This is a genomic window from Mesorhizobium sp. WSM4850, assembly GCF_055811735.1.
The window spans coordinates 27846-52998 of record NZ_JBVVPV010000031.1 but is presented as its reverse complement, the minus strand read 5'-3'; the positions used below and the strand labels follow the sequence as shown (position 1 = coordinate 52998).

The window sequence follows — 25153 nt, the reverse complement described above, 5'->3', positions numbered from 1 at the left end:
GCGTAGCCGCAGCCGGATCTTGGAATGGCCAGTCCTTTGAAAACACGCAGGAGAAGGGGTCCGATTGCCGCAAGACTGCTGGCGGCGGATGCGTGGTTCGATTCCTCGCTCTACGAGACCGGCTTCAAGGCGCGCCGGTTCTGGGAAGCGGCCACCATTTTTTTCCGGCGCTTCCGCGTCTCCGGCTGGCGCCGCGGCATCATCGAACTGTTGAGCGAAGGTTTCACGCTCGGCGCCGGCGGCATCGTCGTCATGCTGGCGCTCGCCTTGCCGGCCTTCCAGGAAACCGCCGGCGACTGGCGCGCCCAGGGCGATTTCGCCATCACCTTCCTCGACCGCTACGGCAATGAGATCGGCCAGCGCGGCATCATCCAGCGCGATTCGGTGCCGGTCGACGAGATGCCCGACCAGGTCATCAAGGCGGTGCTGGCCACCGAGGATCGGCGTTTCTTCGATCACTACGGCATCGACGCGCTCGGCCTTTCGCGGGCGATCTTCGCGAATGTGCGGGCGAATTCCGTGGTGCAGGGCGGCTCGAGCATCACCCAGCAGCTGGCCAAGAACCTGTTCCTGACCAATGAACGGACGTTGGAGCGGAAGGTCAAGGAAGCCTTCCTGGCGCTGTGGCTCGAGGCCAATCTGTCAAAGAAGGAGATCCTGCAGCTCTATCTCGACCGCGTCTATATGGGCGGCGGCACATTCGGCATCGAAGCGGCCGCCGATTTCTATTTCGGCAAAAGCGTCAAGGATGTGAACCTCGCCGAAGCGGCGATGCTGGCCGGCCTGTTCAAGGCACCGACCAAATACGCGCCGCACATCAACCTGCCTGCTGCCAGGGCGCGGGCCAATGTGGTGCTGTCGAATCTCGTCGAAGGCGGCTTCATGAGCGAGGGTCAGGTGCTGCAGGCGCGGCTGCATCCGGCTGAAATCGTCGACCGCGGCGAGCAGAAGAGCCCGGATTACTACCTCGACTGGGCATTCGAAGAGGTCAAGAAGATCGTCGCGAAGTCCGGCCAGCATTCGCTGGTCGCCCACACCACTTTCGACGCCAACATCCAGAAGGCGGCGGAAGAATCGATGGAGTTCCATCTCCGCCAGTTCGGCAAGGAATACAACGTCACCGAAGGCGCCATGGTCGTCATCGAAACCAATGGCGCAGTCAGGGCGATCGTCGGCGGCCGCGACTACGGTGCCAGCCAGTTCAACCGCGCCACCAAGGCGCTGCGCCAGAGCGGCTCATCGTTTAAACCCTACGTATACGCAACGGCGATGGAGCACGGCTTCACGCCGGACTCCGTCGTTTCCGGCGCGCCGATCTCCTGGGGTGCCTGGTCGCCGCACAATTACAATGACGGACGGGCCGGCAAGGTCACGCTGATCACGGCGATGGCCAAATCGGTCAACACCGTGCCGGTGCGGCTGGCCAAGAATCATCTCGGCATCAAGCCGATCAAGGCGATGGCGGAAGCCATGGGCGTCGAATCGCCGCTCGAATCGCACAAGACGATGGTGCTCGGCACATCGGGCATGACCGTGATGGACCAGGCGACAGGCTTTAGCGTGTTCGCCCAGAACGGCTTAGTCGGCTCCCGGCATGGCGTCACCCAGCTCGTCACCCGCACCGGCGAGGTGGTTTACGATTTCGCCAAGGATGCGCCGCCGCCGCGCCGTGTGCTCTCGGAGCAGGCGCTGAAATCCATGAACACCATGCTGGCGGCGGTGCCGGTGATGGGCACGGCGCGGCGCGCTGCGCTTCCCAATATCGTTTCAGCCGGCAAAACCGGCACAACGCAGTCTTACCGCGACGCCTGGTATGTCGGCTTTACCGGCAACTATACGGCTGCCGTGTGGCTCGGCAATGACGACTTCACCCCGACCAACAACATGACCGGCGGCTCGCTGCCGGCGATGGTTTGGCAGCGGCTGATGGTCTATGCGCACCAGAATATCGACCTCAAGCCGATCCCCGGCCTCGATCATCCCTTCGTCGACGAAGAGATCGCCGCCAAGGCCGAGGAAGCGGAAAAGAAGAATGCCGAGCAGGCAGCGGCCGACACTGCCGCCGAGCGGCCGCCGGTGCTGTCCAGCCAGACGACGCGGGCGCTCAGGGACATCACCAGGCTGTTCCAGTCGGCGCCCGTCCTCCAGGCGCCTGCGACACCGGAGACGCTGTCGGCGCTTTGATGCCGGCACGACGGGCCAGGCCATCCCTCGCGCCGCAATTCCACAGAGGTCCGCTTGCCATGGCCCCCTGCCCCGCGATATCCCCGAGCGGCACTCCTCTTGCCCGCGGCTCTTCATGCTCAAGAACGCATTCCTGACGCTCCTCGCGCTTGCCATAGCCATCGGCGGCGGCGGCGGCAGCGTCTGGTACGCTCTCAAGACGCAGGATGGCATTGGCGCGATCAGGATCGGCCAATGGACGGCGTTTCCCGATATCGGCACGCAGACGGCGGATCCTTATTCGAAAGCCCGCGTGGCGCGCGAGGGCGTCCTTGCACTCGGGCAGGCAGAAGGCCTGTCGTTTATCGCCGAACGCGATTCAGATGGCGAACTATTGAAACGCCAATGCGCCTATGAAATCGAAGGCGGGTTTCCCACGGCCCGGTTCTGGACCCTCTATGCCGCCGATCGGTCGCTCGGCGTGGTCGAGACCGGCAAGCCAAGGCTTGCGGCACTTCAGTCCTACCAGGTGCTGCGCCAGCCCGACAATTCCGTGCTTATTTCCGTCAGCAACCGCCCCGCGCCCGGCAACTGGCTGCTTTCCGACGGCTTCGGCCGGATGTATCTCGTGCTGACATTCTACGACACGCCGATCGCCAGCAGCACGGGCCTTTCGGATGTCACGCTGCCGCAGATCGTGAAGGTCGGCTGCAATGCGTAGGCTGCTGCACGCGATCCTGCTCGGCCTGCTTGGCGCCGGCATCGTACACATCATCGTGCTGCTGCTCGCCCCGGAATTTTCCGAACGCAATGCCTGGTCGCGGCTGGCCATGGCCTCCAACCTTTATCGGATGACCAGGCTCGACGCTGAGGCCGGCGGTACGCCTGTGGTGAAATCGGTCGATCCGCTGTTTTATGCTGCGGCTTGCCGCTTCGATCTGTCCGATGGGATGGTTCGAGTGAAGGCACCGGGAAACGTCCCGTTCTGGTCCGTATCGGTCTATGACCGCAGCGGCCATAACATCTACTCCTTCAACGACCACAGTGCGACCGGAAGGGTGCTGGACAGTATCGTACTGACGCCGGCGCAGATGATCGAGATCCGCAAGGATCTCCCGGAGGAATTGCAAGGGGCAATCTTCGTCGAAGCGCCGATCGACGAAGGCATGTTCGTCATCCGCTCCTTCGTGCCCGACGACAGCTGGAAGCCGACCGTGTCGCGATTTCTCGAGCAGAGTTCCTGCGAGCTGCAGGACTACTGACGTCAACCGAAACATGCTGCCGGTTCCGGCCCCATGCCTTGCGACCCGCCGCGGCGGTCGTTCAAGGGGATAGAGCATCCTTGCGCGCCCAGCCAGCCGCGACGCGCTTTAGTGATGCGGAACAGGCAACGTCCCCGACGTCCCCGGCATCGTCTTTGACGAACCCGGCATCGTCTTTGACGAGCCCGGCTTGTCCGGACCGGCGCCTGGCCGCGTCTCGCCCGCCAGTGGCGGTTGCTCGTAGCGGACGCCGGGGAAAATGATCACCGCCGCCGGCGCTCCGGTGTTTCGGTCTGCTCGATTGGTTGCCGCCGGTCGCGGCACGAAAGACAGTACCATGCCCATGGTTCGTGCATTCCTCTCGGTTGCCCCGGAGCACAACGCAACGCCTCCAATCTGATTAAGGAGCCAGTAGGTTAACGGAACGCTAACGGATCGCCGCTAATTTGATCTTTGTTCTGAGGTCAGGAAGTCCTGACCCGTGGCAAATGCGAAACCGACACAGTCCCGGTCGAGCATGGTCAAGATTGTGTCGAGTGTCAGGCGTATCCTTCGTGTCATCTGCGGATTTCAGGCAAATCGCTATACGGGCTGAATCGGGAAAGGCCGAAAGGCTGTTCCGCGCCACGGTGTCGGCGTTCTGTTCGCTGACCCGCCCTTCGCGCCGGGAGATCGCGCAACTTGAGGATCTGACGCTGCCGCTTTTCGCCGATGTGTCGGTCGAATCGCGCCGCTACGTCGCCGCCGCCCTTTCCGAATGCGAATATGCGCCCGCTGCGCTGGTCCGGCGGCTTTGCGAGGAGCCGGTCGACGTTGCCGCGCCGCTGCTCATCCGCTCGCGCGCGCTCAGCGATATCGACCTCATCGCGCTGATCGGCCGCCATGGCCTGCCGCATGCGCGCGCCATTGCGCGCCGCAAGGATCTGAACCCGACCATCGCCCACCTGATCAGGGCGCTTGAAAAGCCGACGCTGGTGAGCGTGCGGCAGCCTGAGGCGAACGCCAAGGCGGTGCCCGAAAGCGCCGAAGTCGTCGCCGATAGCAGCCAGCAGGTGCCCGGCGCCGCCGCCGAGGCTGCACGGCGCCGGCTGCGGTCGATGATGCGTGATGCCGAAAGCGGCGGCGCGACGATCAATCCGTTCGCCGGCGCTAACACCTATGTCAAACTGCGCGAGACGGCGCTGACCGGCAATGCCGCATTCTTCCAGACAGCACTGGCCGACGCGCTCGAGATCGATTTTTCAACGGCACGGTCGCTCACCGCGCACCGGAGCTACACGTCGCTGCTGGCCGCCCTGCGCGCGCTCGATCTCGGCGAAGAGAGGGCGTTCCTGATCACCGCCGCCGTCTATCCCACAGAGTTCTCGCATCCGCAGGCCATCCGCATCTTCCTCGACCGCTACCGGCTGCTGCATCGCGACGCAGCGCTGGACAGGCTACGCGGCTGGAAAGCCGAGACACTGTCGAAGGCCATTCGCAATGCCGGACCGATCGCGGCAAACGCCGACGTCCGCAAAGCGGACAGCGACAATGCTGCCGCCAGCCCTAAAGCGCGTCGCGTTTGACCCGCCGTCGCGCCTGAAAAGAGATTCAAGCGAACGCTCTAAGCCTTTGTCTGCATATCGCTATTGCGACTTGACGGAAAGAAGCTCCTCGACGGGAACAGAGCCGGCCTCGATCTCGACCACCCAGATGTCGGGATCGAATTTCTTCTCCCTTTCCAGTCGCGCGTCAAACACGGCGGCATCGTCGCCGGCGCCGAGCAGACTGAAGTAACGGTCGTCGGGTTTGGCTGAATCGTAGCTCGTCTGCGGCGCCGGGCCAAACAAGGCAATCTCGCCCATGCGGCCACGCGCCAGCACGAAGACGGCGCCGGCCTCGGTTGCGCCGCGCTTGACCACGGCGGCAAAGCCGCCGGCGCCGAAAACCCGGCGCAGCAGGGCCGACACCCAAAGATCGGTGGTTACGCGCATGGCAGCATTCTGAAAGACATCGGACGGTACTTAGAGCGCTTTGCGTTTGGGTGAAACCAAAACCGCCCGCCTCCGCTCATCAGTTGGTCAGGCCGATCTCGCGCATCTTGACGTAGACGACCTCGTCCGGCTCGCCGGTCTCAGGCAGCCCGAACAGCGACTGGAACTCCCTGATCGCTGCCTTGGTGCGGGCCCCGACCACGCCATCGAGTTGCATGTCGTCATTGCCGAATGCCTTCAACCCGGCCTGGATCTTGATGATGCGGGCGTCGGGTGCCTGCGCCGGCGCATCTGCCGGCGAAGCCGAGACGGGAATCGCGGCCATGTCGTCCGGACGGGGTGCCGGATGTGGCACGACCGTCGAGGCGGTTGGCATGGCGCCCAGTTGATCGAGCAGAATGCTGTCGATCTCGCCGGAAGCGTTGAGCCCGACCTTCTGCTGATAGGCTTGGATTGCCTTACGCGTGTTGGGGCCGGAAATACCGTCGACGGTGCCGGAATAGAAATCGAGATCCTTCAATATGCCCTGGACCTGCTCGACGATCGGATCGCTCTTGATCGGGGCCGGCTCCGGCCGCACGATGTTGATGGTGGTTTCAGGCTCGTCGGCGCCGGCTCGAGGAAAGCCCTCCATGCTCCTGGTCGCAAAAAACGCGCCGGCATGAGGAAAGGGCTGATACCACAAAGCGTTCGCCGAGACGTAGAACAGCGTCACCAGGAAGGCGGTCGAACCGCCAACCAGAACCGGATTGCGTGAAATCTGGCTGCCGAGGGCGACCGCGCTGCGTTGGAAGGCATTGCCGCGGCGCTTGACCGCCCTAGGCTGTTTTGCGGAGCGAGCCATGCCTGTCCCCTTTCGTCTCCGCCTTGGCTGCAGGCATCGGCAGTACGCCGGGCTTGTCGTTCGAACGTCCTTTCGGTCCGTTCACCGGCAAGCTGATCGTGACCGTGGTGCCCTCCCCCGGCATGCTTTCGATCGACATCGTGCCCTCGTGCAGCGCCACCAGACCCTTCACCAGCGACAGGCCGAGCCCGGTGCCCTCGAAGCGGCGCGTATAGTCGTTCTGGATCTGCATGAACGGCTTGCCGAGATTGGCAAAATCTTCCTCGGCGATGCCGATGCCGGTGTCCCTGACCCAGAAATGCAGTCGCGAGCCGATCCGCTTGGCGCCGACGACGACATCGCCGCCATCGGGCGTGAACTTGATGGCGTTAGAGACGAGGTTGATGAGTATCTGCTGCACGGCACGACGGTCGGCGTTAATCTCGCCTGCATCCGGTGCGATCTGGGCCTGTAGATCGATGCTCTTTGCGTCGGCCTGCAAGCGCATCATCGACTGGCACATTTCGACCGCTTCGATGAAACGGAATGGTTCCGGCTCGGTTGCGTAGGCGCCGGCCTCGATCCTCGATACGTCGAGTATCGAGGTGACGACGGCAAGCAGATGCTGGCCGGACTCCTTGACCAGGCCGACATATTCCTTCTGGCGCGGATCCTTGAAGGTGCCGAACATCTCATGCAGCAGCATGTCGGAAAAACCGATGATGGCGTTCAACGGCGTGCGCAGTTCGTGGCTGACGACCGCCAGAAACCGTCCCTTTGCCACTTCGGCAGACGCGGCCGCCTCTTTCGCAGCGGCAAGCTCTTCGCGCAAGCCGGCGAGTTCGTCGTTTTCGCGCAGGACGAACGTGAGGACGTCCTGCTGCTCTTCCCCGCGCGCCAATTCAAGCGAAAACGGCCGGTAATTGTCCGCCGTCGGGCCATTGCCGTTTTGCGGCAGCCGAACGCGAAGATCCAGCCGGCGCGCCGGCGCGCCATCGCGCATGTCGGCCAGCGCGCTGAGGTATGCGACGCGATCGGAAAGATGGATGCGGTCGAACAGGCCGGTACCGAACAGCAGTTCCGGCTGCAGCTTCAGGATCGTGCGCGCCTTTGCCGACGCATCCAGAACCTCGCCATGCCGGCCGGCCCGCAGGACAACGGCGTCGATGATGTTCTCGAGCCGATCGTCGGTCGCCGGATCAAGCTGCGCGCCGGCCGGGCTGCCAAGCGCGGCGACGCGGGGAACGAGGGTGAGCGCCCAGGCCAGCGGCAGCAGCCAATGCCAGGCGGCGATTTCGGCCGGACCGAACGGGAAGACAGAACCGGCAAAAGCCTGCAGCAGGATAACGACACATGCGGATAGGGCACCCCAGAGTGCAGCGCGACGAGACGCGCCGATCCACCAGGCTTCGAACGGCAGCGCCACGACAAGCATGGCGACCGGCGAGGCCATCCCGCCCGCCGCGGCGATGACACCGGCAAGAGCAAGACTGCCCATCACTACGGCGACCTGGCCGGCGAACGCCATCTTGCCCGATGCTGCCACCAGCAAGGCAGCAAACCAGCAGAGGCCGAACGTCGCAAAGATCGCAGCCATGGTCACGGCCACGCCCATGCCCGAGGTGACCAGCGTGACTGCTGCGCCTGCGGCAAAGAACGGAGCGGCCAGCATGACACCGATAAACCGCCTCTGGCACCGGCGGTCGTTCTGTCCGAGGATCGACGGATGAACCATACGTTCGCAACCGGCTGCCATCGCGCCGGGCAACTCAACGTATCTGGCCCTTATCGAACTCAACTCAACGCACTCGCACCTGGTCGTGAACAGCCCTGCTTCGCAGATGCTTTTGTCGATCTGAAACTCGCATCCAGCGTTTAAGGAATGGATAAGGCAGGACCGATCAATGCCCGGCCTGAGGCAGATATTGGGAGGCCGGCACGGGGCAAACCTTGGCAATTGCGGCCATAGTAAATGGAGCGTTATCCGGGCGAACCGCCCTCCCGCCTTTGACAGTCGCCCCCGGTAAGCCGAACTTCTGGGAAATACATAGGGAAAACAGTTGGATAGATGGTTAACCTTAAGTGAAGAAAATCGGCTGGATTTGAGACAAATCCATTGCAAAATGCTTCGTTTCGAATCTGCCTAAAATTTGAGGAAAATTTTCGCTGACCGGGCAAGTCGTCCTTTGCGCGTTCATGCCACTATCGTATCCATAAAGAGGTCATGTCGCATGAACGCATGATCCGGTCACGAATGAGGGCTTACAGATGGGCTTTCTGATCAGAATGGCTTTCTGGTTTTCGCTGGTGCTTCTGGCGCTGCCGCTGAATGTCGGCTCCGACGAGACCGGCCACCAAAGCGTCGGGCCGATCCAGGCGTTGTTTGCGGCACGTGAGGCGGTCGGCGACATTGCCGGCATATGCGGGCGCAAGCCCGACGTCTGCGAGACCGGCAAGTCCGCAATGCACACGATCACCGCCCGGGCCAGGGAGACAGCCAGGATCGCGGCCGCCATGTTGGACGACAAGACCGCCGAACCCGACACGGCGACAACGACCGGCAGCGTGCCGGAAGACTTCGTGTTGCCGGCGAAAGTCGAGTTGCCGGCGAAAAACTGAGATATTTTTCAGCGCATCTGTCACCGTCCGCAGGCCGTCCGCGCTAAAGCGCGTCGCATTTGACCGGCCTCACGCGACGCGCTTTTCCTCTTTTTCCGTGACGCGGCGTCGCCGGATGACTATATCCGGAGTGATGACTACGACGATCCAGACGATCCGCGACGACTTCTGCCTGCTTGACGAGTGGGAAGACCGCTATCGCTATGTGATCGAACTGGGCGAGGCCCTGCCGCCATTCCCCGATGAGGAACGCAACCCTGCCAACAAGGTGCCCGGCTGCGTCAGCCAGGTCTGGCTGACCACCGAGTATGGTCCGGGGCCCGACCCAGTCGTCACCTTCGCCGGCGATTCGGACGCCCATATCGTGCGCGGCCTCGTCGCTATCATGCTGGCGCTGTTTTCCAGACGACCCGCCAGCGAGATCCAGAAAACCGACGCCGAAGCCACGCTGAAGGCACTTGGCCTCGACGAGCACCTGTCGCCGCAACGCGCCAATGGTCTTCGTTCCATGGTCAAGCGCATCAAGCGCGACGCAGAGGCGGCCTTGAAGCAGACCGCCTGATCATATCGATTGCTCGAGCATCGCCCTAAGATCAAAACGGCGCCCGGAGGCGCCGTTGATCATTTAACCCAGGTTGGGAAGGGAGCCGGTATCAGCGCCCCTTGCGCTTGCGGCCGAGACCCATCTTCTTGGCGAGCTGTGAGCGGGCGGCAGCATAGTTGGGAGCCACCATCGGGTAGCTGGCGTCCAGGCCCCATTTTTCACGATACTCGTCGGGCGTCAGACCGTAGTGGGTCATCAAGTGACGCTTGAGCGACTTGAACTTCTTGCCGTCTTCAAGACAGACGATGTAGTCGTCATGGACGGAGCGTTTCGGGTTTACTGCCGGCTTCTGCTTGTCGGCAGGAGGCTGTTCACTGGCCCCGCCCACGCGCCCAAGGGCGGCATGGACATCGGCGATGAGGCTAGGCAGCTCGCCGACCGGCACCGGATTGTTGCTGACATAGGCGGCCACGACGTCGGCCGTCAATTCGATCAGCGCATCACTATTTCTGGAAGGTGTTTCGATAATATCCATGGCTTCCTGGCCCCAACGTGAGTTGTTTCTACCTGCGCCCTATTTTTGATAGGTCGGGCATCGCGCGAAATTTTTGCAGGAAAGAGCCTCTGCGATTCGCGTCGCAGCATCCTAATGAGCCACTAAACCAAGTAAGTCAATTCGCTTCTTGCGCTGTATTCATCGATGGCAATAAAATATTCGACGATCAGCTTCAACCTTTCGTGCACTCTGTAACTTTGCGATATTTTCTGGGCAGACCAGCAGCGGCGGACGCCCAGTCAAGCTGCCGTTACATCCATGAGAGCCAGTAAAAAAATCTCAATGCTTGGCTATGCTTGGTTGTGGTGCAGGCTATCTGGTTGTTTTTAGAGTCCGCAAAACCATAGGTTGCGATTTGCTGTTGCAAGCAAGCCAGAAATCAGCCTGCGGACCGGCACCGTCCATCAATGTGGGGTTATGTATTTTCCGTAGACCCAGCCGGTGATGAAATTGCCGTTGTGTGCCGGATCGTGCCAGACTTCGCACCAGCGATAGCGGATCTTCTGTTCCTGCTTCCAAACCGGCTGCTTGGCGATGTCGAGCAGGTTTATGCCGCCGGTGCATCTCCCGGTCATCTGCAAAACGGCACCGTTGGGATAGGCCGCCTGTTTCTGGGACGATCCCGCCGGATACTTGCGCACGTTGAGCGTGTCGCCAAACGGAAGGTTGGTCACTTGCCAAGCTGCGAACACGGTTGCATGAGATTGGCCGATAAAGGCCAAGACTGTCGAAGCGACGGCGAAAGCCGCAGCAGCGTGAAAACGGAACTTCATTTTTCCCTCTCCTCCGGCTCATCTTCTGGAGCCCGGCGCAAACATATACCCCGGCACTTGAACCTGCGCTGATCGGCGTGTTCATTCTCCATACAAGTAACTTCCACAGCGAGACGCAATGACCCGACCCCCAGCATTTCCGACTGCCAGCCCGCCGCAACCAGAGAAGCGACCGGTCTTCGATGTGCATCATGGAGTGACCCGGACGGACGACTATGCCTGGCTGAGAGCCGACAACTGGCAAGAGATGTTCAGGAATCCGTCGCTGCTCGACGCGCAGATCCGCGCCCATCTCGAAGCCGAGAACGTCTATCAGGCAGCCCTCATGGCCGAGACCGCCCAGGTGCGGAAGCAGCTTTTCAAGGAGATGAAGGGCCGCATCAAGGAGGACGATTCGTCCGTGCCGATGAAGGATGGGCCGTACGCCTATGGGTCATCTTTCAAGCTTGGCGGCGAGCAGCCGCGTTATTTCCGCACGCCGCGCGAGGGCGGCGACCAAGAGATCCTGCTCGACGGCGATCTTGAGGCCGAAGGCAAGGCCTATTTTCGCCTCGGCGGTGTCGACCATTCGACCGATCACCGCAAGCTTCTCTGGGCCTTCGACGACAAGGGTTCCGAATTTTACACGCTTCGCGTCCGCGATCTCGCCGACGGCAACGATCTGGCGGACAGGATTCCGGATACCGGTGGCGGCGGCGTGTGGGATGCCGGAAATGACGGGTTTTTCTACACCCGCCTCGATGCCAACCACCGTCCTTCCAAGGTGCTGTTCCATGCCCTTGGCGACAGTCCTGAGAACGACCGGCTGATCTACGAAGAAACCGATCCGGGCTTCTTCATGAATGTCGGCGGCACACGCTCCAACGAGTGGATCATGGTTGGCATCAACGACCACGAGACCTCGGAATATCGCATCATGAGCGCCAGCGAGCCGTTCGCCGAACCGAAGCTGGTTGCGCCGCGCGAGACCGGCCTGCAATACGACCTCGAAGAAGGCGGCGATGCCTTCTTCATTCTCACCAATGCCGACGGCGCCAAGGATTTCAAGATCATGACTGCGCCGGCAAGCGACCCGGTGCGCGCCAACTGGCAGGAGCTGGTGCCGCACGAAGCGGGCCGGCTGATCCTTTCGGTAATCGGTTTCAAGGACCACATGGTCAGGCTTGAACGCAAGGAAGGCCTGCCGCGCATCGTCGTGCATGACCGCAACAGCGGCGAGGAACACCTCATCTCCTTCGACGAGGAAGCCTTCTCGCTCGGCCTGTCGGGATCCTATGAATACGATACCGAGATCATGCGCTTTTCCTACTCGTCCATGACAACGCCGGCGCAGGTCTTCGACTACAACATGCGAACCCGCGAGCGCGTGCTGCTGAAGACCCAGGAAGTTCCGTCCGGCCACGACCCGGACGATTACGTGACGCGGCGGCTGATGGCGCCCGCAGCCGACGGCGAACTGGTGCCGGTCTCGCTCATCCACCATCGCGACACGCCGCTCGACGGATCAGCGCCTTGCCTGCTTTACGGCTACGGCTCCTACGGCATCACGGTCCCGGCCGCCTTTAACACCAATTTGTTATCGCTGGTCGACCGCGGCTTCGTCTACGCGATTGCCCATGTCCGCGGCGGCAAGGACAAGGGCTATGGCTGGTACGACGACGGCAAGCGGGCCCACAAAATGAACACGTTCACCGATTTCATCGCAGTCGCCCACCACCTCGTCGCCGAACGCTATACGCAACATGACCGCATCGTCGCTCAGGGCGGCTCGGCCGGCGGCCTGCTGATGGGCGCCGTCGCGAATATGGCGCCGGATTGCTTCGGCGGTGTTGTCGCCGAGGTTCCGTTCGTCGACGTGCTCACCACCATGCTCGACGCGACCCTGCCGCTGACGCCGCCGGAATGGCCCGAATGGGGCAATCCGATCACCTCGGAGGAGGACTACCGAACGATCGCCGCCTACTCGCCCTATGACAATGTCGCCGCGCTCGACTATCCGCCGATCCTGGCGCTTGCCGGCCTCACCGACCCGCGTGTCACCTATTGGGAGCCGGCCAAGTGGGTGGCGCGGCTGCGCGACCGCAAGACCGGCGACAATCCGGTGCTGTTCAAGATCAATATGGACTCCGGTCATGCCGGCGCATCCGGCCGGTTTTCCAGGCTCGAGGAAATCGCCTTCACCTATGCGTTTGCGCTGAAGGTGGCGGGCAAGGCCGACCTTGCCACCACAGCGCCGCCGACCCTTTTGGACGCACAGACGGCGCTGTAGAAGCTTGATCTTGCGCACCACGGGTCAGGCCATGTCGATTTTCCGCTCGCAATTGCCATAGCTGCGCGCTAGCCAATGCGCGGCTTCTCGCAGCCGCGCCACCCAAAAATCATTCAGTCACGGCAAGGGTCCGCAATGTTGCTCGTCGACGTCTATCTCGACAAATCGCCCATCCAGGGCATCGGTGTCTTTGCCAAGAACCACATTCCCCGCGGCACATTGGTCTGGAAGCTCCATCCCAATTACGACCGGCGCATCCCTGTCGAGGTCTATGAGCGCGAAACCGGGCCGGTCAGAGCCTATCTCGATCGCTATTCCTATCCCGATCGGCGCGACCCGAACTTCGTCGTCTTCGAAGCCGACGACGCCCGCTTCATGAACCATGCCGATGACCCGAATTGCGACGTCGCCTCGCCCGACGAGACTTATGCACTGCGCGACATCGCGCCCGGCGAGGAAATGACCTGCAACTACAATCATTTCTTTGAAACCGGCTTCGATTTCCTCGGCGACCGCCACCTGTAAATCGGGAGCGTGGAATGCAGCGCGGGCAGGATTGACAACAACGGACCTTCAGCGCACCTTCCAAACAGGTGAATACAACCTGCTGCTTGCGCCCTCCCGGGTAAGGTGAATGTATCGAGCCACTTCAGGCTCCCTTTGCCCGAACGAACGGGTCAGTAACGCAAGCTCTGACGTCTTCCGTTCTTCGAAGCAAAGGATGATTCCATGCGCGATTTCCGCGATGCAAAAGCCATGGCGCAAACGCTGTCCGAAGCGTTGAGCGCCAAATCCGTTTCGCTGTCCCACAGCGAAAGCCTCGAGCTCATTGCCAAGGTCCTCGGCTTGCGCGACTGGAACGTATTGGCTGCAAGGATTCAGGCGAGCCAACCAGTCGGAGCCGGGCCTAGGAACCCGGCGACCGAGGCCAGCCCGCCCCGGTCCTCTGGCGCGGATCTGCCGATTTTTCCAATGCGGGATTTCGTGCTCTTTCCGCAAATGACTGTTCCGGTCTTCGTGGGCCGCGACAAAACGCGGCGCGCGGTGGAGCACGCGATGGCAGGCGACCGCCGCGTTCTTGTGGTCGCACAGAGGCAGGCGACCGACGACGATCCCGGCAACCTTGATTCTCTCTATCCGGTGGGTGTCACGGCTAGCGTGATAAACTGCCAGACGCAGGTGGATGGGATACTCAAGGTCTCGGTCTCCGGCCTCCAGCGAGCCGCGATCCTTCACCTGGTCAACGCCGACTTTCTGGCGGCGGAGGTCGCGCCGGTCGAAGAGCAGCGTCGCCAATCGGCGGAGGCGGCAGCACGTTCGAGCGCGGTTCTCGATACATATCAGAGCTATGCCAACATCGATTTTTCCTCGCTTCCACGAAGGCCCAAGGCGCGACTCGGCCTGCCCTCCATCGGCGATCCCGGTGTCCTGGCCGATACGCTCGCGCCGCTGCTGTCGATCAGTATCGAACAGAAGCAGCAGCTTCTGGAAACCAGCGATGTCGTCGCCCGGCTTGAAAAGATCCTCGACCTGATGAAGGCTGGCCGGCCTGAGAATGGGCCAGAACCAGCCGGCTGACGGGTGCTAACTAATTCGCCGGCTTGCGTGGGGGATAGCCGTTGGGGTGCGGCGGGACGGCCTTCAGATAGGCCGCGATCGCCGCCCGGTCCTCGGGCGTCAGCTCGGCCATGTTTCTCTGCACGTCGACCATGGCGCCACTGACGGAATCGAAATCAGGCGTGAAGCCGGTTTCCAGAAAGTAGGCGATGTCGGCCTCCGACCAGTCACTGAGCCCGCCTTCGCCCGAGGTGATGTTCGGCACGATGCCGCTGCCTTCGGCAGCGGTGGCTCCGGCCAGCCACTCGCTCTTCCTGGTGCCGCCAGCAAAATCGCGCGGCGTGTGGCATTCGCCGCAATGGCCAGGCCCTTCGACCAGGTAACGGCCGGCCATCACCGGATCCGGCGTGCCATCGGGGAAGGAAACCACCGGCTGGTCACTCAAATAGAGACGTTTCCACAGCCCGATGCCGCGACGGATGTTGAACGGGAACCCCAGTGAATTGGGCGGCGCCTTGCCCGCCACCGCCGGAAGCGTTTTCAGGAAGGCATGGAGATCGGCTATGTCGGCCGGCTTCATGCGTGCGTAGGATGCATAGGGAAACGCCGGATAGAAGTGCTCGCCGCTCGGCGACACGCCCTTCAGCATGGCGTTGGCGAGATCTTCGACTGACCAGCCACCGATACCGTCCTCGGCATCTTGTGAGATGTTCGGTGGCACGAAGATGCCGAACGGCGTCTTGAGTTCGAGACCGCCGGCCAGTTGAAGGCGGGCGTCGCCTTGCGAGCCTGGCTTCGCATGACAGGACGTGCAGCCGCCGGCATAAAAAATGCGCTTGCCCCTGGCGGCATCGCCGGGGCCGAGCTGCGCCAGGGTCTCGCTGTCGAGCCTGACCGGTGCCGACAGGAACCAGCCGGCGACCGCGCCGGCGGCGCCCAGAACGAGAGCGGCGCCGACGAGTTTTTTCAGCAGGCGCATCGCCCGCTATCAGCCCTTCTTAATCCTGTATGTCTGGTGGCAGGTGCCGCAATCGCCGCCTATGGTGTTGAACCCCGCCTTCAAGGCATCGACGTCGGCAGGAGCGGCGGCCGCCGCAGCCTTGACGTCGGCGAGATATTTGCCTTCCACCGCCTTGAAGCCGGCCATATCCTCCCAGATTTTTGGGGCAGCGGTGGTGTCGCCGTTGCCGCTGCCAGCCGGGAAAAGAGTGTCGACTTTTGCATGGAACTTCTCGGCGTTTGCCTCCAGTGCCTTCAACGCCGCCAGCACGGCCGCTGCGTCATAAGGGGTCTCGCCCTTGACGACTTTCGACAATTGGCCGGCGATCTTTCCACGTTCCTTCATAATGGCCTGCCGCTCCTGGATCGGATCGGCAAACGCCGCCGAACCGGCGAAGGCGAGCATCGAGATGGCGAGGATAAGCTTTCTCATTCAACTGGCTCCATGGTGAAGATGTTTCGGGTGAAGGTCCGACTGATCGATAACGGCAAAACTGGCTTGAAAATTCCGGAAATTCGCCTCACGCTTGTGTGAATTTTTCGCGACGGTCGTTGGAAAAGGGCGGCCGATCATTTGGCACACAGAGAAAAGCCCCGGTTTTGCCGGGGCTCTTATGCAACTCAGTCAGGCCTACGCCTTTTCGTAGAGCTCGAGGACATGGTCCCAGTTGATGAGACTGTCGACGAAGGCTTCGAGATATTTCGGCCGGGCGTTGCGATAGTCGATGTAATAGGAGTGCTCCCAGACATCGACGCCCAGGATCGGGGTCGCGCCATGGACCAGCGGGTTCTCGCCGTTCGGGGTCTTCGAGATCGCCAGCTTGCCGTCCTTGACCGAAACCCAGGCCCAGCCCGAACCGAACTGGGTGGTGCCGGCGGCGATGAAATCGGCCTTGAACTTGTCGTAACCGCCAAGATCGCTGTCAAACGCCTTTTGCAGCGCGCCGGGCAATTTGTTGCCGCCGCCGCCCTTCTTCATCCACTGCCAGAAGTGGATGTGATTGTAGTGCTGGCCGGCATTGTTGAAGAGCCCGGGGTTCTTGCCGAAGGATTGTTTCACAACCTCTTCGACCGACAAATCGCCGAGCCCGGCTTCGGCAGCCAGCTTGTTGCCGTTGTCGACATAGGCCTTGTGGTGCTTGTCGTGGTGATACTCCAGCGTCTCCTTCGACATGTAAGGCTGCAATGCCTCGTAGTCATAGGGCAAGGCGGGCAATTCAAAAGCCATCGGTCGTACTCCTCGTGGAAAAATCCGGTGTCGATACCGGACTAACATAGGTCTGGATTGGTGTGGAGCAACTCCGGAACGAAGCGCCGGTTCGCTTTTTAGCCAGTCAGCCGGCCGAAGTCGAATGCGCCCACTCCCAATAGAGTTCGCGCGCCTTTTTCGCTACAGGCCCGGGCTGGAGACTGCGATCCTCGATGCGGGTAACCGGCACGACTTTCGAGTGGTTTCCGGTCGAGAATATCTCGTCCGCTTCGAGGAATTCGCGCACCGACAGCGCCTTTTCGATGGTCTTGAAGCCATACTCGTCAAGCAGCGTCATCGTCCGCGAGCGGGTGATGCCGGACAGGAACGTGCCATTCGGCGCCGGCGTCAGGACATGGCCATCCTTGACCAGGAAAATGTTCGAGGTTCCAGTCTCGGCGACATTGCCCAGCATGTCGAGCACCAGCGCGTTGTCGAAGCCGCGCATCTTGGCTTCGAGGATGGCACGACCGTTGTTGGGATAAAGGCAGCCGGCCTTGGCGTTGGTCGGCATGGTCTCGATGGTCGGGCGCCGGAACGGCGAGACGGTGACCGAAAAGCCCGACGGCGGGATCATCGGCGATTCATAGAGGCAAAGGCAGAAACGGGTCGAGGCCGGATCGGCCGGCACGCCCATATAGCCACCATGCTCGGCCCAGTACATCGGCCTTATGTAGACCGCCGTCTTGCCGTCGAACTTCTTCAGCCCGTCCCAGGTCAGCCCGACGATCTTTTCGGCGCTCATGGATGGTTTGAGACCAAGCGCGATCGCCGAGGCGTTCACCCTCGCGGCGTGGCGGTCGAGGTCGGGGGCGACGCCCTCGAACCAGCGGGCGCCATCGAACACGCTGGTGCCGAGCCACATGGCATGGCTGCGCGGCCCCAGAATGGCGACGTTGCCTTCATACCAGTCGCCATCCACGAAGGTCCATGTCGCGGATTGCGCCGCAGCCGCCAGTGTCATCGCTTGATTCCGCGTTTCAGAGCTGTCCTGTCTCGCCATTGGAAGATGCTTTGGCGTCTGCCGTCAACTGATATGGCTGAGATTTGTTAAGGCCAGCGGCATGCGAAATTGCAATCCGTGCTTGCGCCTGGCCTTGCCTCGCCGCAAAACTGTCACCATGCAACATGCGGCTTACGTTTTCGACGCTTACGGAACGCTGTTCGACGTGCACGCAGCCGTCCGCCGTCATGCCGACCAGATCGGACCGGACGGCCAACTCCTGTCGGAGATCTGGCGCGCCAAACAATTGGAATATTCCTGGGTGAGGACGCTTATGGGCGCCTACGCCGATTTCTGGCAACTCACCGAACAGGCGCTGGATTTCGCCTTGCGCAAGGTTCCCTCCGCGGACAAGGGACTGAGGGCCAAGCTGCTCGACGCCTATTGGCGGCTGGACTGCTATCCGGAGGTGCCGGCCGTGCTCAAGGCGCTCAAAGCATCTGGCGCCAAGCTGGCGATCCTATCCAACGGCTCGCCTGAAATGCTGGAAGCGGCGGTCAAATCGGCCGCGCTCGACCAGGTTCTGGACGACATCTATTCCGTCGAGGCCGTCAAGCGCTTCAAGGCCGATCCGTCGGTCTACGACATGGTCACGACAGGCTGGCGTCTCTATCCGGGTGCGGTGTCGTTTCAGTCATCCAACCGCTGGGACGTCGCCGGCGCCACCAAATTCGGCTTCCGGACAGTCTGGATCAACCGCTCCGACCAGCCCGAGGAATACCGGGACTTTCCGCCGGCCCTGATCCTACCCTCGCTCGAAGGCCTGCTCGCCGCAGGCTGACACATGAGCCCAAATCGGAATCGATTTTTGGAAAGGATCATTACGCGCGGCGCTGTGGGCCTGTTGCCTCGGCGCAACAGGGGCTGAACCGTCACAGCTTTGCCTTTGTTTGTTCACCCTCAGGCCAGAATCGGAACCACCTATCGCGCCAGGCATTGGTAGGGCTGGCGCGCCGCACTGATTGGCGTATTCATGTTCTGTTTCGATATGAGACTTAAAAAGGCAACGATGTTCACAACCGAAATCGACCCCTATCGCCTGAGCCGTCGCGGCTTTCTCAACGCCGCTGCGCTCGGCGCCGCCTCGATTGCGGTTTCCGCCTGCACCACGACGGCAGGCCGGCCTGTCGAGCCGCCGCCGCCAGCCAGCGTCGAGCCGCCGCTCATGGACTATGCAACAATGTACGGTCCGGTCAGCGACAATGGGTTCGAGCTGCCGGGCATACCCTACGAGAAAATCGACGAGCAATTTCTGCGTCAGATCGTTCCCGATCCGACCGGCCAAGCGCCCGGCACCATCGTCGTCGATACGGCCGGCCACCACCTCTATTTCGTGCGTCCGGGCGGACAAGCCATTCGTTATGGGGTCGGGCTGGGTCGCGCCGGTTTCGAATGGTCTGGCGATGCCGTCGTCCAGTGGAAGCAGAAGTGGCCGAAATGGACGCCGCCGGCCGAAATGATCGCCCGCCAGCCCGAGTACGCAAAATACAGCGAAGAGAATGGCGGCATGCCCGGCGGGCTCACCAATCCGCTCGGAGCGCGCGCGCTGTATCTCTTCGAGGGCAACGAGGACACGCTTTACCGCCTGCACGGCTCGCCGGAGTGGTTTTCCATAGGCAAATCGGTGTCATCTGGCTGCGTTCGCTTGATAAATCAGGACATTATCGACCTTTATGACCGTGTGCCCAACAAGACGCCGGTGATCGTTACCTCCGGTGTCGGTCAGGAACTAGTTGCCACGGCAGACCGCAAAGCCATTCCGATCGATGCGGGCGTCCCGGAAGGATCGATCCTGCTCGGCCCGGCGGGGGCGATCTCGGAGTCGATCTTCTGAGCTGGTCGAAAGCGCTGGAGCGGTGGACTTTCGGTGCCGCAACTTGCCGGTCCGATGCTTTTCCCTGAGCATCGGATCCTAGCAAAACCGGTGCCCAGTTTTTTGGTCCGATGCGGTGCTTTCAGCGCCGCCCCCTAGCCAGGCTGCCGAGGATGCCGCGCACGATCGCCCGTCCAACTGACGTGCCGACCGAGCGAACCACCGATTTGATCGCCGCCTCCGCCACCGACTGGCGATTGGACGCTCGCGGCGCCGGTGCTCGCCTGCCGCCGGTGGGCTGGGGGGCGGGATCGTCATTGCCGAAGCCTGGAATGGTCCAGCGCGAGCCGCCGCTCTCCTGCTGCTGCGCCTCCGCCTCCAGCGCATCCTTGGCTTTTTTCTGCAGCATCTCGAAAGCCGATTCGCGATCGACGGTCTGGTCGTACTGTCCCGCAACCGGGCTCTCGGTGATCAGCGTGCGGCGCTCATCAGGCGTGATCGGGCCAAGTCGCGAGGACGGCGGGCGAACCAGCGTCCGCTGGACCATGGACGGAACACCTTTGGCTTCCAGCGTCGAGACCAGCGCCTCGCCGGTGCCGAGCTGCGTGATCACGGTAGCACAGTCGAAGTCGGGATTGGGCCTGAACGTCTCGGCGGCGGTCCTCACGGCCTTCTGCTCCCGTGGCGTGTAGGCGCGCAGGGCGTGCTGCACCCGGTTGCCGAGCTGGGCCAGAACGGTTTCGGGGATATCCAGCGGATTCTGGGTGACGAAGTAGACGCCGACGCCCTTCGAACGGATCAGGCGGACCACCTGTTCTACGCGGTCGATCAGCACCTTAGGCGCGTCGTCGAACAGAAGGTGCGCCTCGTCGAAGAAGAAGACCAGCTTTGGCTTGTCGGGATCGCCGACTTCGGGCAGCTCCTCGAACAGTTCCGACATCAGCCACAACAGGAATGTCGCATAGAGCCGGGGATTCATCATCAGCTTGTCGGCGGCCAGCACGCTGATCGCGCCGCGCCCGTCGCGGGTGGTGCGCATGATGTCGGCGATCCGCAATGCCGGCTCGCCGAAGAAGTTCGTCGCGCCCTGCTGCTCCAGAACCAGCAGCGTGCGCTGGATTGCGCCAACCGAAGGTTTCGTCACATTGCCGTAGCGAGCGCCGATTTCTTCGGCGCGTTCGGCGATGTTGGCAAGAAGCGCTTGCAGGTCCTTCAGGTCCAGCAGCAACAAGCCTTCCTCGTCGGCGATGCGGAAGGCGATGTTCATGATGCCTTCCTGCGCCTCGGACAGGTTCATAAGCCGCGACAGCAGCAGCGGCCCCATTTCCGAGACGGTGGCGCGGATCGGATGGCCCTGCTCGCCGAAAAGATCCCAGAATATGACCGGAAATTCCTGGAAATCATAGGGATCGAGCTTGACCTGCTCGGCGCGCTTGACCAGAAAATCCTGTGCCGCGCCCATCATGGCGATACCGGACAGATCGCCCTTGATGTCGGCGCAGAAGACCGGCACGCCGGCATTGGAGAAACCTTCCGCCAAAATCTGCAAGCTCACGGTCTTGCCGGTGCCGGTCGCGCCGGTGACCAGGCCATGACGATTGCCATACTGAAGCAGCAGGTTTTCGGCGCGCTGGTAGCTGTCATCAGGCTTTCGGCTGGCTCCGATGAAAATACTGATGTCGTCAGCCATGTGTCGGGTCTCCGCAACCTGAAGTGTTGAATGCCCTGATCTATTGAAAGTAGCGGGGCTCGCCGCAGGTATAATGACGCCATTGCGCAGCGACAATGGCCATGGTCGAAATTGGGTTTTGGAGCTTGCGGATTTTGCCCATGTTTGGCAATCGGTTGACGGTTCACCGTCGCAGGGCGCGTGTTGCATTGTGATATGCGACGGGGAACCGTAGACTGACGTTCCAGGCCTATCGGCCGAGAAGACGAGGAGAGCGGATGGCCGGTGCCTTGAACCACGATGCCGAACTTCCGAACCCTGACCGGCAGCGGTGGCTGGCCCTTGCGGAAAAAGCCCTGGCCGGCGGATCCTTCGAGGAAAAACTCGTATCCCATACGGACGATGGCATCCGCATCGAACCGCTTTATGATCGTTCGGTCACCGCAGAGCCTCTCCCACGGGCAAACCCCGGATCGCCGTGGATCGTCAGCCAGCGTATCGACGATCCGGATGTCGGCCGCGCCCAAGCCCAGGCCCTGGAGGACGTCGCACAGGGCGCCACCGGATTGTCGCTTGTCTTCGAAGGCGCGCCGAATGCGTTCGGCTACGGCCTGCCGAGGACTGCCGAGGCGCTGGAGACCGTGCTGGACGGCGTGCCGCTCAACCGCATCCAGGTCCGCATCGACGCGCATCCCTGGAGCCGCGCCGTGGCCGACTGGCTGGTTGCGTTCTTGAGCAAGCGCCGGTCAGACCCGGCAAAGCTCAACCTATCCTTCGGCATCGACCCGGCGGCGATCTTTGCCGGAACCGGCCGGTTGCGGATGTCGATAGAGGCCTTGCAGGCATCGATGCCGCAGTCCCTGGCGCACTTTTTCTCGATGGGCGTGCCCGGGGTCCTGCTGGAGGCAGACGGACGCGTCTTCCACAATGCCGGTGCCACCGAAGCGCAGGAGCTGGGTACCATGATGGCTTCGGCGGTCTCCTATCTCCGGATGTTTGAGGAGGCGCGCCAGCCGCTTGTCTATGCGGCGCCCCATATCGGCTTTGCGCTGAGCGTCGACCAGGACCAGTTCGTATCGATGGCCAAGGTCAGGGCCCTGCGCAGGCTGTGGGCGCGGGTCCAGGAGGCATGCTCGATCTCCGCCGCCACCGCCAACATCCATGCCGAGACATCGTTCCGCATGATGACTTCGGCAGACCCGGAGACGAACATACTGCGCACCACGATCGCCGCTTTTGCCGCGGCAGCCGGCGGGGCGGACTCGATCTCCATCCTGCCGCATACGATCGCGCATGGCCTGCCGGCGGGCTTTGCCCGCCGTATTGCCCGCAATACGCAACTGATCATGGCCAACGAAAGCCATATCGATCATGTCGCCGACCCTGCTTGCGGTTCGGGCGCCGTTGAAGCGCTGACTGCCGAACTCTGCGAAGCGGCGTGGGAAGAATTCCAGCGGATCGAGGCGGAAGGCGGCGTGCTGTCCAGCCTGCAGCAAGGACACATCCAGAAACGGGTTCAGGCGGCCGCCGCACGCCGCAATGTTGCCTATCAGACGGGCGACCGGGCCATCATCGGCACGACGCTTCACCCGTCGAAGATCGAACGTCCGGTCGAAACCTTGGCGGCGGAGCGGCGGCCCTCGGTCACCGAGGGCGTCGCGGTGTGCGAGCCGCTGTTTCCGATCCGTATCGATCAATCGATCGGAGCAGCATCATGATTCCGGATTTCAGCCAGATCGGCTGGTCGGCGCCGCGCCGGGCGCCGATTGAGGTCAAGGGCCAGCGGATGACCCCGGAAGGACTGGCCATCAAGCATCTGTACAACCAGGGCGACCTCAAGGGGTTGCCGCATCTCGACACTTATCCGGGCCTGCCGCCATTCGTGCGCGGCCCCTACCCGACCATGTATGTCCAGCAGCCGTGGACGATCAGGCAATATGCCGGCTTCTCGACGGCGGAAGAGTCGAACGCCTTTTACCGGCGCAACCTCGCGGCCGGCCAGAAGGGACTGTCGGTCGCTTTCGACCTTGCCACGCATCGCGGCTACGACAGCGATCATCCGCGCGTTGCCGGTGATGTCGGCATGGCAGGCGTCGCCATCGATTCCATCCTCGACATGCGCCAGCTCTTCGACGGCATCCCGCTCGGCGAGATGACGGTGTCGATGACCATGAACGGCGCGGTGCTGCCGATCATGGCGCTCTACATCGTCGCCGCGGAAGAACAGGGCGTTGCGCAAAAGGACCTCGCCGGGACCATTCAGAACGACATTCTGAAAGAGTTCATGGTGCGCAACACCTACATCTATCCGCCAAAACCTTCGATGCGGATCGTGTCGGACATCTTCTCCTATACGTCGCAGCACATGCCGAAGTTCAATTCGATTTCGATCTCCGGCTATCACATGCAGGAGGCAGGGGCGACCGCCGACCTCGAGCTCGCCTACACGATCGCCGATGGAATCGAATATGCCCGCGCCGGTGTCGCGGCGGGTCTCGATATCGACCGTTTTGCGCCGCGCCTGTCCTTCTTCTGGGCGGTCGGCATGAACTTCTTCATGGAGGTCGCCAAGCTGAGGGCAGCCCGCCTTTTGTGGTCGACCCTGATGCTGAAGAACTTCTCGCCGAAGGACGAGCGCTCGCTGTCGCTGCGCACCCATTGCCAGACTTCGGGCTGGTCGCTAACGGCGCAGGACCCTTACAACAACATCATTCGCACCATGATCGAGGCGATGGCGGCGACGCAGGGTCATACACAATCGCTGCACACCAACGCCTTCGACGAGGCGATGGCGCTGCCGACCGACCATTCGGCCCGCATCGCCCGCAACACGCAGCTCATCCTGCAAAAGGAATCCGGCACCACCCGCATCATCGACCCGTGGGGCGGCTCTGCCTATCTCGAACGGCTGACGCATGACCTGGCGGCGCGCGCGCTTGCCCATATCGAAGAGGTCGAGAGCCTGGGCGGCATGGCCGCCGCAACCGAAAAAAACATCCCGAAGCTGCGCATCGAAGAGGCCGCCGCGCGCACGCAGGCGCGGATCGATTCCGGCGAGCAGGTCCTGGTCGGCGTCAACGCCTATCGTCCCGAGACGGATATCAAAGTCGACGTGCTGAAGATCGACAACGCCGAAGTCAGGGCCCGGCAATTGTCGAAACTGCAGCGGCTGAAAGGCACGCGCGACGTCGGCGCCGTCGAGAGCGCACTGAGTGCGCTGAGCCGGGCTGCGGAGAGCGGCGAAAATCTGCTGGAGTTCGCCATTCGCGCGGCTCGCGCCAACGCCACGGTCGGCGAGATTTCACTGGCGCTGGAAAAGGTTTTTGGCCGCCATGTCGCCTCCGTCCAGACGATCTCCGGCGTCTATCGCAAGGCGCTCGGCGACAATCCGGCGGTCGATCGGCTGCAGGACAAGATCGTCGCGTTCGAGGAGAAGTCCGGCGGCAAGCCACGCATTCTCGTCGCCAAGATGGGACAGGATGGCCACGATCGCGGCCAGAAAGTGATCGCCACCGCCTTTGCCGATCTAGGCTTCGACGTCACCGTCGGGCCGATGTTCCAGACGCCGGACGAGATCGCCAGGCTTGGCGTCGAGCACGACGTGCATATCATTGGCGCCTCGTCGCTGGCGGCGGGTCATTTGACGCTCATTCCCGAACTCAGGGACGCGCTGAAGAAGCTTGGCCGCGACGATATGCTGATCGTCGCCGGCGGCGTCATCCCGCCGCAAGATCATGAGGCGGTACGGCAGGCGGGTGCTGTGGAAATCTTCCCGCCAGGCACCGTCATCCCGGAAGCGGCGGAGCGGCTGATGGATAGGCTGCTGCAGGCCGGCTGAACTTGTTATAATCCATGTTGCAACGACCGACAATTTGAGTTAT

Annotated in this window: 24 protein-coding genes; 13 read left to right on the top strand and 11 right to left on the bottom strand. The window is 62.1% G+C overall.

Annotated features, from left to right (window positions below; all coding sequences use genetic code 11):
• The first annotated feature begins 24 nt into the window (after positions 1-24).
• The 3 genes from AC0L2Z_RS24400 to AC0L2Z_RS24390 all read left to right on the top strand — a co-directional run bounded on the left by AC0L2Z_RS24400 (position 25) and on the right by AC0L2Z_RS24390 (position 3425).
• Complete coding sequence (locus AC0L2Z_RS24400; protein ID WP_473629533.1) at positions 25-2184, top strand: transglycosylase domain-containing protein; 2160 nt, start codon at positions 25-27, stop codon at positions 2182-2184.
• A 115-nt stretch (positions 2185-2299) separates the two neighbouring features.
• Positions 2300-2884: a DUF1214 domain-containing protein gene (locus AC0L2Z_RS24395; protein WP_128172665.1), complete on the top strand. Its 585-nt coding sequence runs from the start codon at positions 2300-2302 to the stop codon at positions 2882-2884.
• Positions 2877-3425 (top strand): DUF1254 domain-containing protein, encoded by a 549-nt coding sequence (locus AC0L2Z_RS24390; protein ID WP_027152781.1) that lies wholly within the window; start codon positions 2877-2879, stop codon positions 3423-3425. Before AC0L2Z_RS24395 ends, AC0L2Z_RS24390 begins: the two co-directional genes overlap by 8 nt.
• Before the next feature lie 108 nt (positions 3426-3533).
• Here the strand turns inward: AC0L2Z_RS24390 and AC0L2Z_RS24385 are convergent, their stop codons facing one another.
• Positions 3534-3764 (bottom strand): hypothetical protein, encoded by a 231-nt coding sequence (locus tag AC0L2Z_RS24385; protein WP_473629532.1) that lies wholly within the window; start codon positions 3762-3764, stop codon positions 3534-3536.
• Positions 3765-3979: 215 nt separating this feature from the next.
• On the opposite strand from AC0L2Z_RS24385, the gene AC0L2Z_RS24380 reads away from it, so the two are divergent.
• Positions 3980-4990 (top strand): hypothetical protein, encoded by a 1011-nt coding sequence (locus AC0L2Z_RS24380; protein ID WP_473629531.1) that lies wholly within the window; start codon positions 3980-3982, stop codon positions 4988-4990.
• Positions 4991-5050: 60 nt separating this feature from the next.
• On the opposite strand, the gene AC0L2Z_RS24375 is transcribed toward AC0L2Z_RS24380, so the two are convergent.
• From AC0L2Z_RS24375 to AC0L2Z_RS24365, 3 genes are all read right to left on the bottom strand, one after another.
• Complete coding sequence (locus tag AC0L2Z_RS24375; RefSeq protein ID WP_128172662.1) at positions 5051-5398, bottom strand: DUF1491 family protein; 348 nt, start codon at positions 5396-5398, stop codon at positions 5051-5053.
• 79 nt (positions 5399-5477) lie between these two features.
• The gene (locus AC0L2Z_RS24370; RefSeq protein ID WP_419696553.1) at positions 5478-6242 is read right to left on the bottom strand and encodes a peptidoglycan-binding domain-containing protein; all 765 of its coding nucleotides are present in this window, start codon (positions 6240-6242) and stop codon (positions 5478-5480) included.
• Positions 6217-7956 (bottom strand): PAS domain-containing sensor histidine kinase, encoded by a 1740-nt coding sequence (locus AC0L2Z_RS24365; RefSeq protein ID WP_473629545.1) that lies wholly within the window; start codon positions 7954-7956, stop codon positions 6217-6219. The genes AC0L2Z_RS24370 and AC0L2Z_RS24365 overlap by 26 nt, the downstream gene beginning before the upstream one ends.
• A gap of 533 nt (positions 7957-8489) precedes the next feature.
• Here AC0L2Z_RS24365 and AC0L2Z_RS24360 point away from each other — a divergent pair.
• Together AC0L2Z_RS24360 and AC0L2Z_RS24355 are read left to right on the top strand one after the other, a co-directional pair.
• Positions 8490-8840 (top strand): DUF5330 domain-containing protein, encoded by a 351-nt coding sequence (locus AC0L2Z_RS24360; RefSeq protein WP_473629530.1) that lies wholly within the window; start codon positions 8490-8492, stop codon positions 8838-8840.
• A 133-nt stretch (positions 8841-8973) separates the two neighbouring features.
• The gene (locus AC0L2Z_RS24355; RefSeq protein WP_236371830.1) at positions 8974-9402 is read left to right on the top strand and encodes a SufE family protein; all 429 of its coding nucleotides are present in this window, start codon (positions 8974-8976) and stop codon (positions 9400-9402) included.
• A gap of 91 nt (positions 9403-9493) precedes the next feature.
• Here AC0L2Z_RS24355 and AC0L2Z_RS24350 read toward each other — a convergent pair whose 3' ends face one another.
• Positions 9494-9919, bottom strand: a complete 426-nt coding sequence (locus tag AC0L2Z_RS24350; protein ID WP_023800837.1) for a Ros/MucR family transcriptional regulator — start codon at positions 9917-9919, stop codon at positions 9494-9496.
• Positions 9920-10344: 425 nt separating this feature from the next.
• Positions 10345-10713 (bottom strand): SH3 domain-containing protein, encoded by a 369-nt coding sequence (locus AC0L2Z_RS24345; protein WP_473629529.1) that lies wholly within the window; start codon positions 10711-10713, stop codon positions 10345-10347.
• Positions 10714-10831: 118 nt separating this feature from the next.
• Here AC0L2Z_RS24345 and AC0L2Z_RS24340 point away from each other — a divergent pair, with 118 nt between their 5' ends.
• From AC0L2Z_RS24340 to AC0L2Z_RS24330, 3 genes are all read left to right on the top strand, one after another.
• Complete coding sequence (locus AC0L2Z_RS24340) at positions 10832-12982, top strand: S9 family peptidase (protein WP_473629528.1); 2151 nt, start codon at positions 10832-10834, stop codon at positions 12980-12982.
• A 135-nt stretch (positions 12983-13117) separates the two neighbouring features.
• Complete coding sequence (locus AC0L2Z_RS24335; RefSeq protein ID WP_091590843.1) at positions 13118-13507, top strand: SET domain-containing protein; 390 nt, start codon at positions 13118-13120, stop codon at positions 13505-13507.
• Between the two features lie 204 nt (positions 13508-13711).
• The gene (locus tag AC0L2Z_RS24330; RefSeq protein WP_473629527.1) at positions 13712-14560 is read left to right on the top strand and encodes an LON peptidase substrate-binding domain-containing protein; all 849 of its coding nucleotides are present in this window, start codon (positions 13712-13714) and stop codon (positions 14558-14560) included.
• A 10-nt stretch (positions 14561-14570) separates the two neighbouring features.
• On the opposite strand, the gene AC0L2Z_RS24325 is transcribed toward AC0L2Z_RS24330, so the two are convergent.
• From AC0L2Z_RS24325 to AC0L2Z_RS24310, 4 genes are all read right to left on the bottom strand, one after another.
• Complete coding sequence (locus AC0L2Z_RS24325; RefSeq protein WP_473629526.1) at positions 14571-15518, bottom strand: c-type cytochrome; 948 nt, start codon at positions 15516-15518, stop codon at positions 14571-14573.
• A gap of 9 nt (positions 15519-15527) precedes the next feature.
• The gene (locus tag AC0L2Z_RS24320; RefSeq protein WP_473629525.1) at positions 15528-15971 is read right to left on the bottom strand and encodes a c-type cytochrome; all 444 of its coding nucleotides are present in this window, start codon (positions 15969-15971) and stop codon (positions 15528-15530) included.
• 198 nt (positions 15972-16169) lie between these two features.
• Positions 16170-16766: a superoxide dismutase gene (locus AC0L2Z_RS24315; RefSeq protein ID WP_077382015.1), complete on the bottom strand. Its 597-nt coding sequence runs from the start codon at positions 16764-16766 to the stop codon at positions 16170-16172.
• A 106-nt stretch (positions 16767-16872) separates the two neighbouring features.
• Positions 16873-17751 carry a branched-chain amino acid aminotransferase gene (locus tag AC0L2Z_RS24310; RefSeq protein ID WP_091590841.1) on the bottom strand — a complete coding sequence of 293 codons (879 nt, stop codon included), beginning with the start codon at positions 17749-17751 and terminating at the stop codon, positions 16873-16875.
• 157 nt (positions 17752-17908) lie between these two features.
• Between AC0L2Z_RS24310 and AC0L2Z_RS24305 the strand changes: the two genes are divergently transcribed.
• Entirely contained in the window at positions 17909-18571 is a 663-nt protein-coding gene (locus AC0L2Z_RS24305; RefSeq protein WP_023800845.1) for a haloacid dehalogenase type II, read from the top strand.
• A 228-nt stretch (positions 18572-18799) separates the two neighbouring features.
• A complete protein-coding gene (locus AC0L2Z_RS24300; protein WP_473629524.1) occupies positions 18800-19624 on the top strand; it encodes a L,D-transpeptidase in 825 nt (274 codons plus the stop codon).
• A 121-nt stretch (positions 19625-19745) separates the two neighbouring features.
• Here the strand turns inward: AC0L2Z_RS24300 and AC0L2Z_RS24295 are convergent, their stop codons facing one another.
• The gene (locus tag AC0L2Z_RS24295) at positions 19746-21293 is read right to left on the bottom strand and encodes a helicase HerA-like C-terminal domain-containing protein (RefSeq protein ID WP_473629523.1); all 1548 of its coding nucleotides are present in this window, start codon (positions 21291-21293) and stop codon (positions 19746-19748) included.
• A 257-nt stretch (positions 21294-21550) separates the two neighbouring features.
• Here AC0L2Z_RS24295 and AC0L2Z_RS24290 point away from each other — a divergent pair, with 257 nt between their 5' ends.
• Both AC0L2Z_RS24290 and scpA read left to right on the top strand, forming a co-directional pair.
• Positions 21551-22990 (top strand): methylmalonyl-CoA mutase subunit beta, encoded by a 1440-nt coding sequence (locus AC0L2Z_RS24290; RefSeq protein ID WP_473629522.1) that lies wholly within the window; start codon positions 21551-21553, stop codon positions 22988-22990.
• On the top strand, positions 22987-25110 hold the full coding sequence (gene scpA / locus AC0L2Z_RS24285) for a methylmalonyl-CoA mutase (RefSeq protein ID WP_473629521.1): 2124 nt from the start codon (positions 22987-22989) through the stop codon (positions 25108-25110). The genes AC0L2Z_RS24290 and scpA overlap by 4 nt, the downstream gene beginning before the upstream one ends.
• Positions 25111-25153 lie beyond the last annotated feature (43 nt).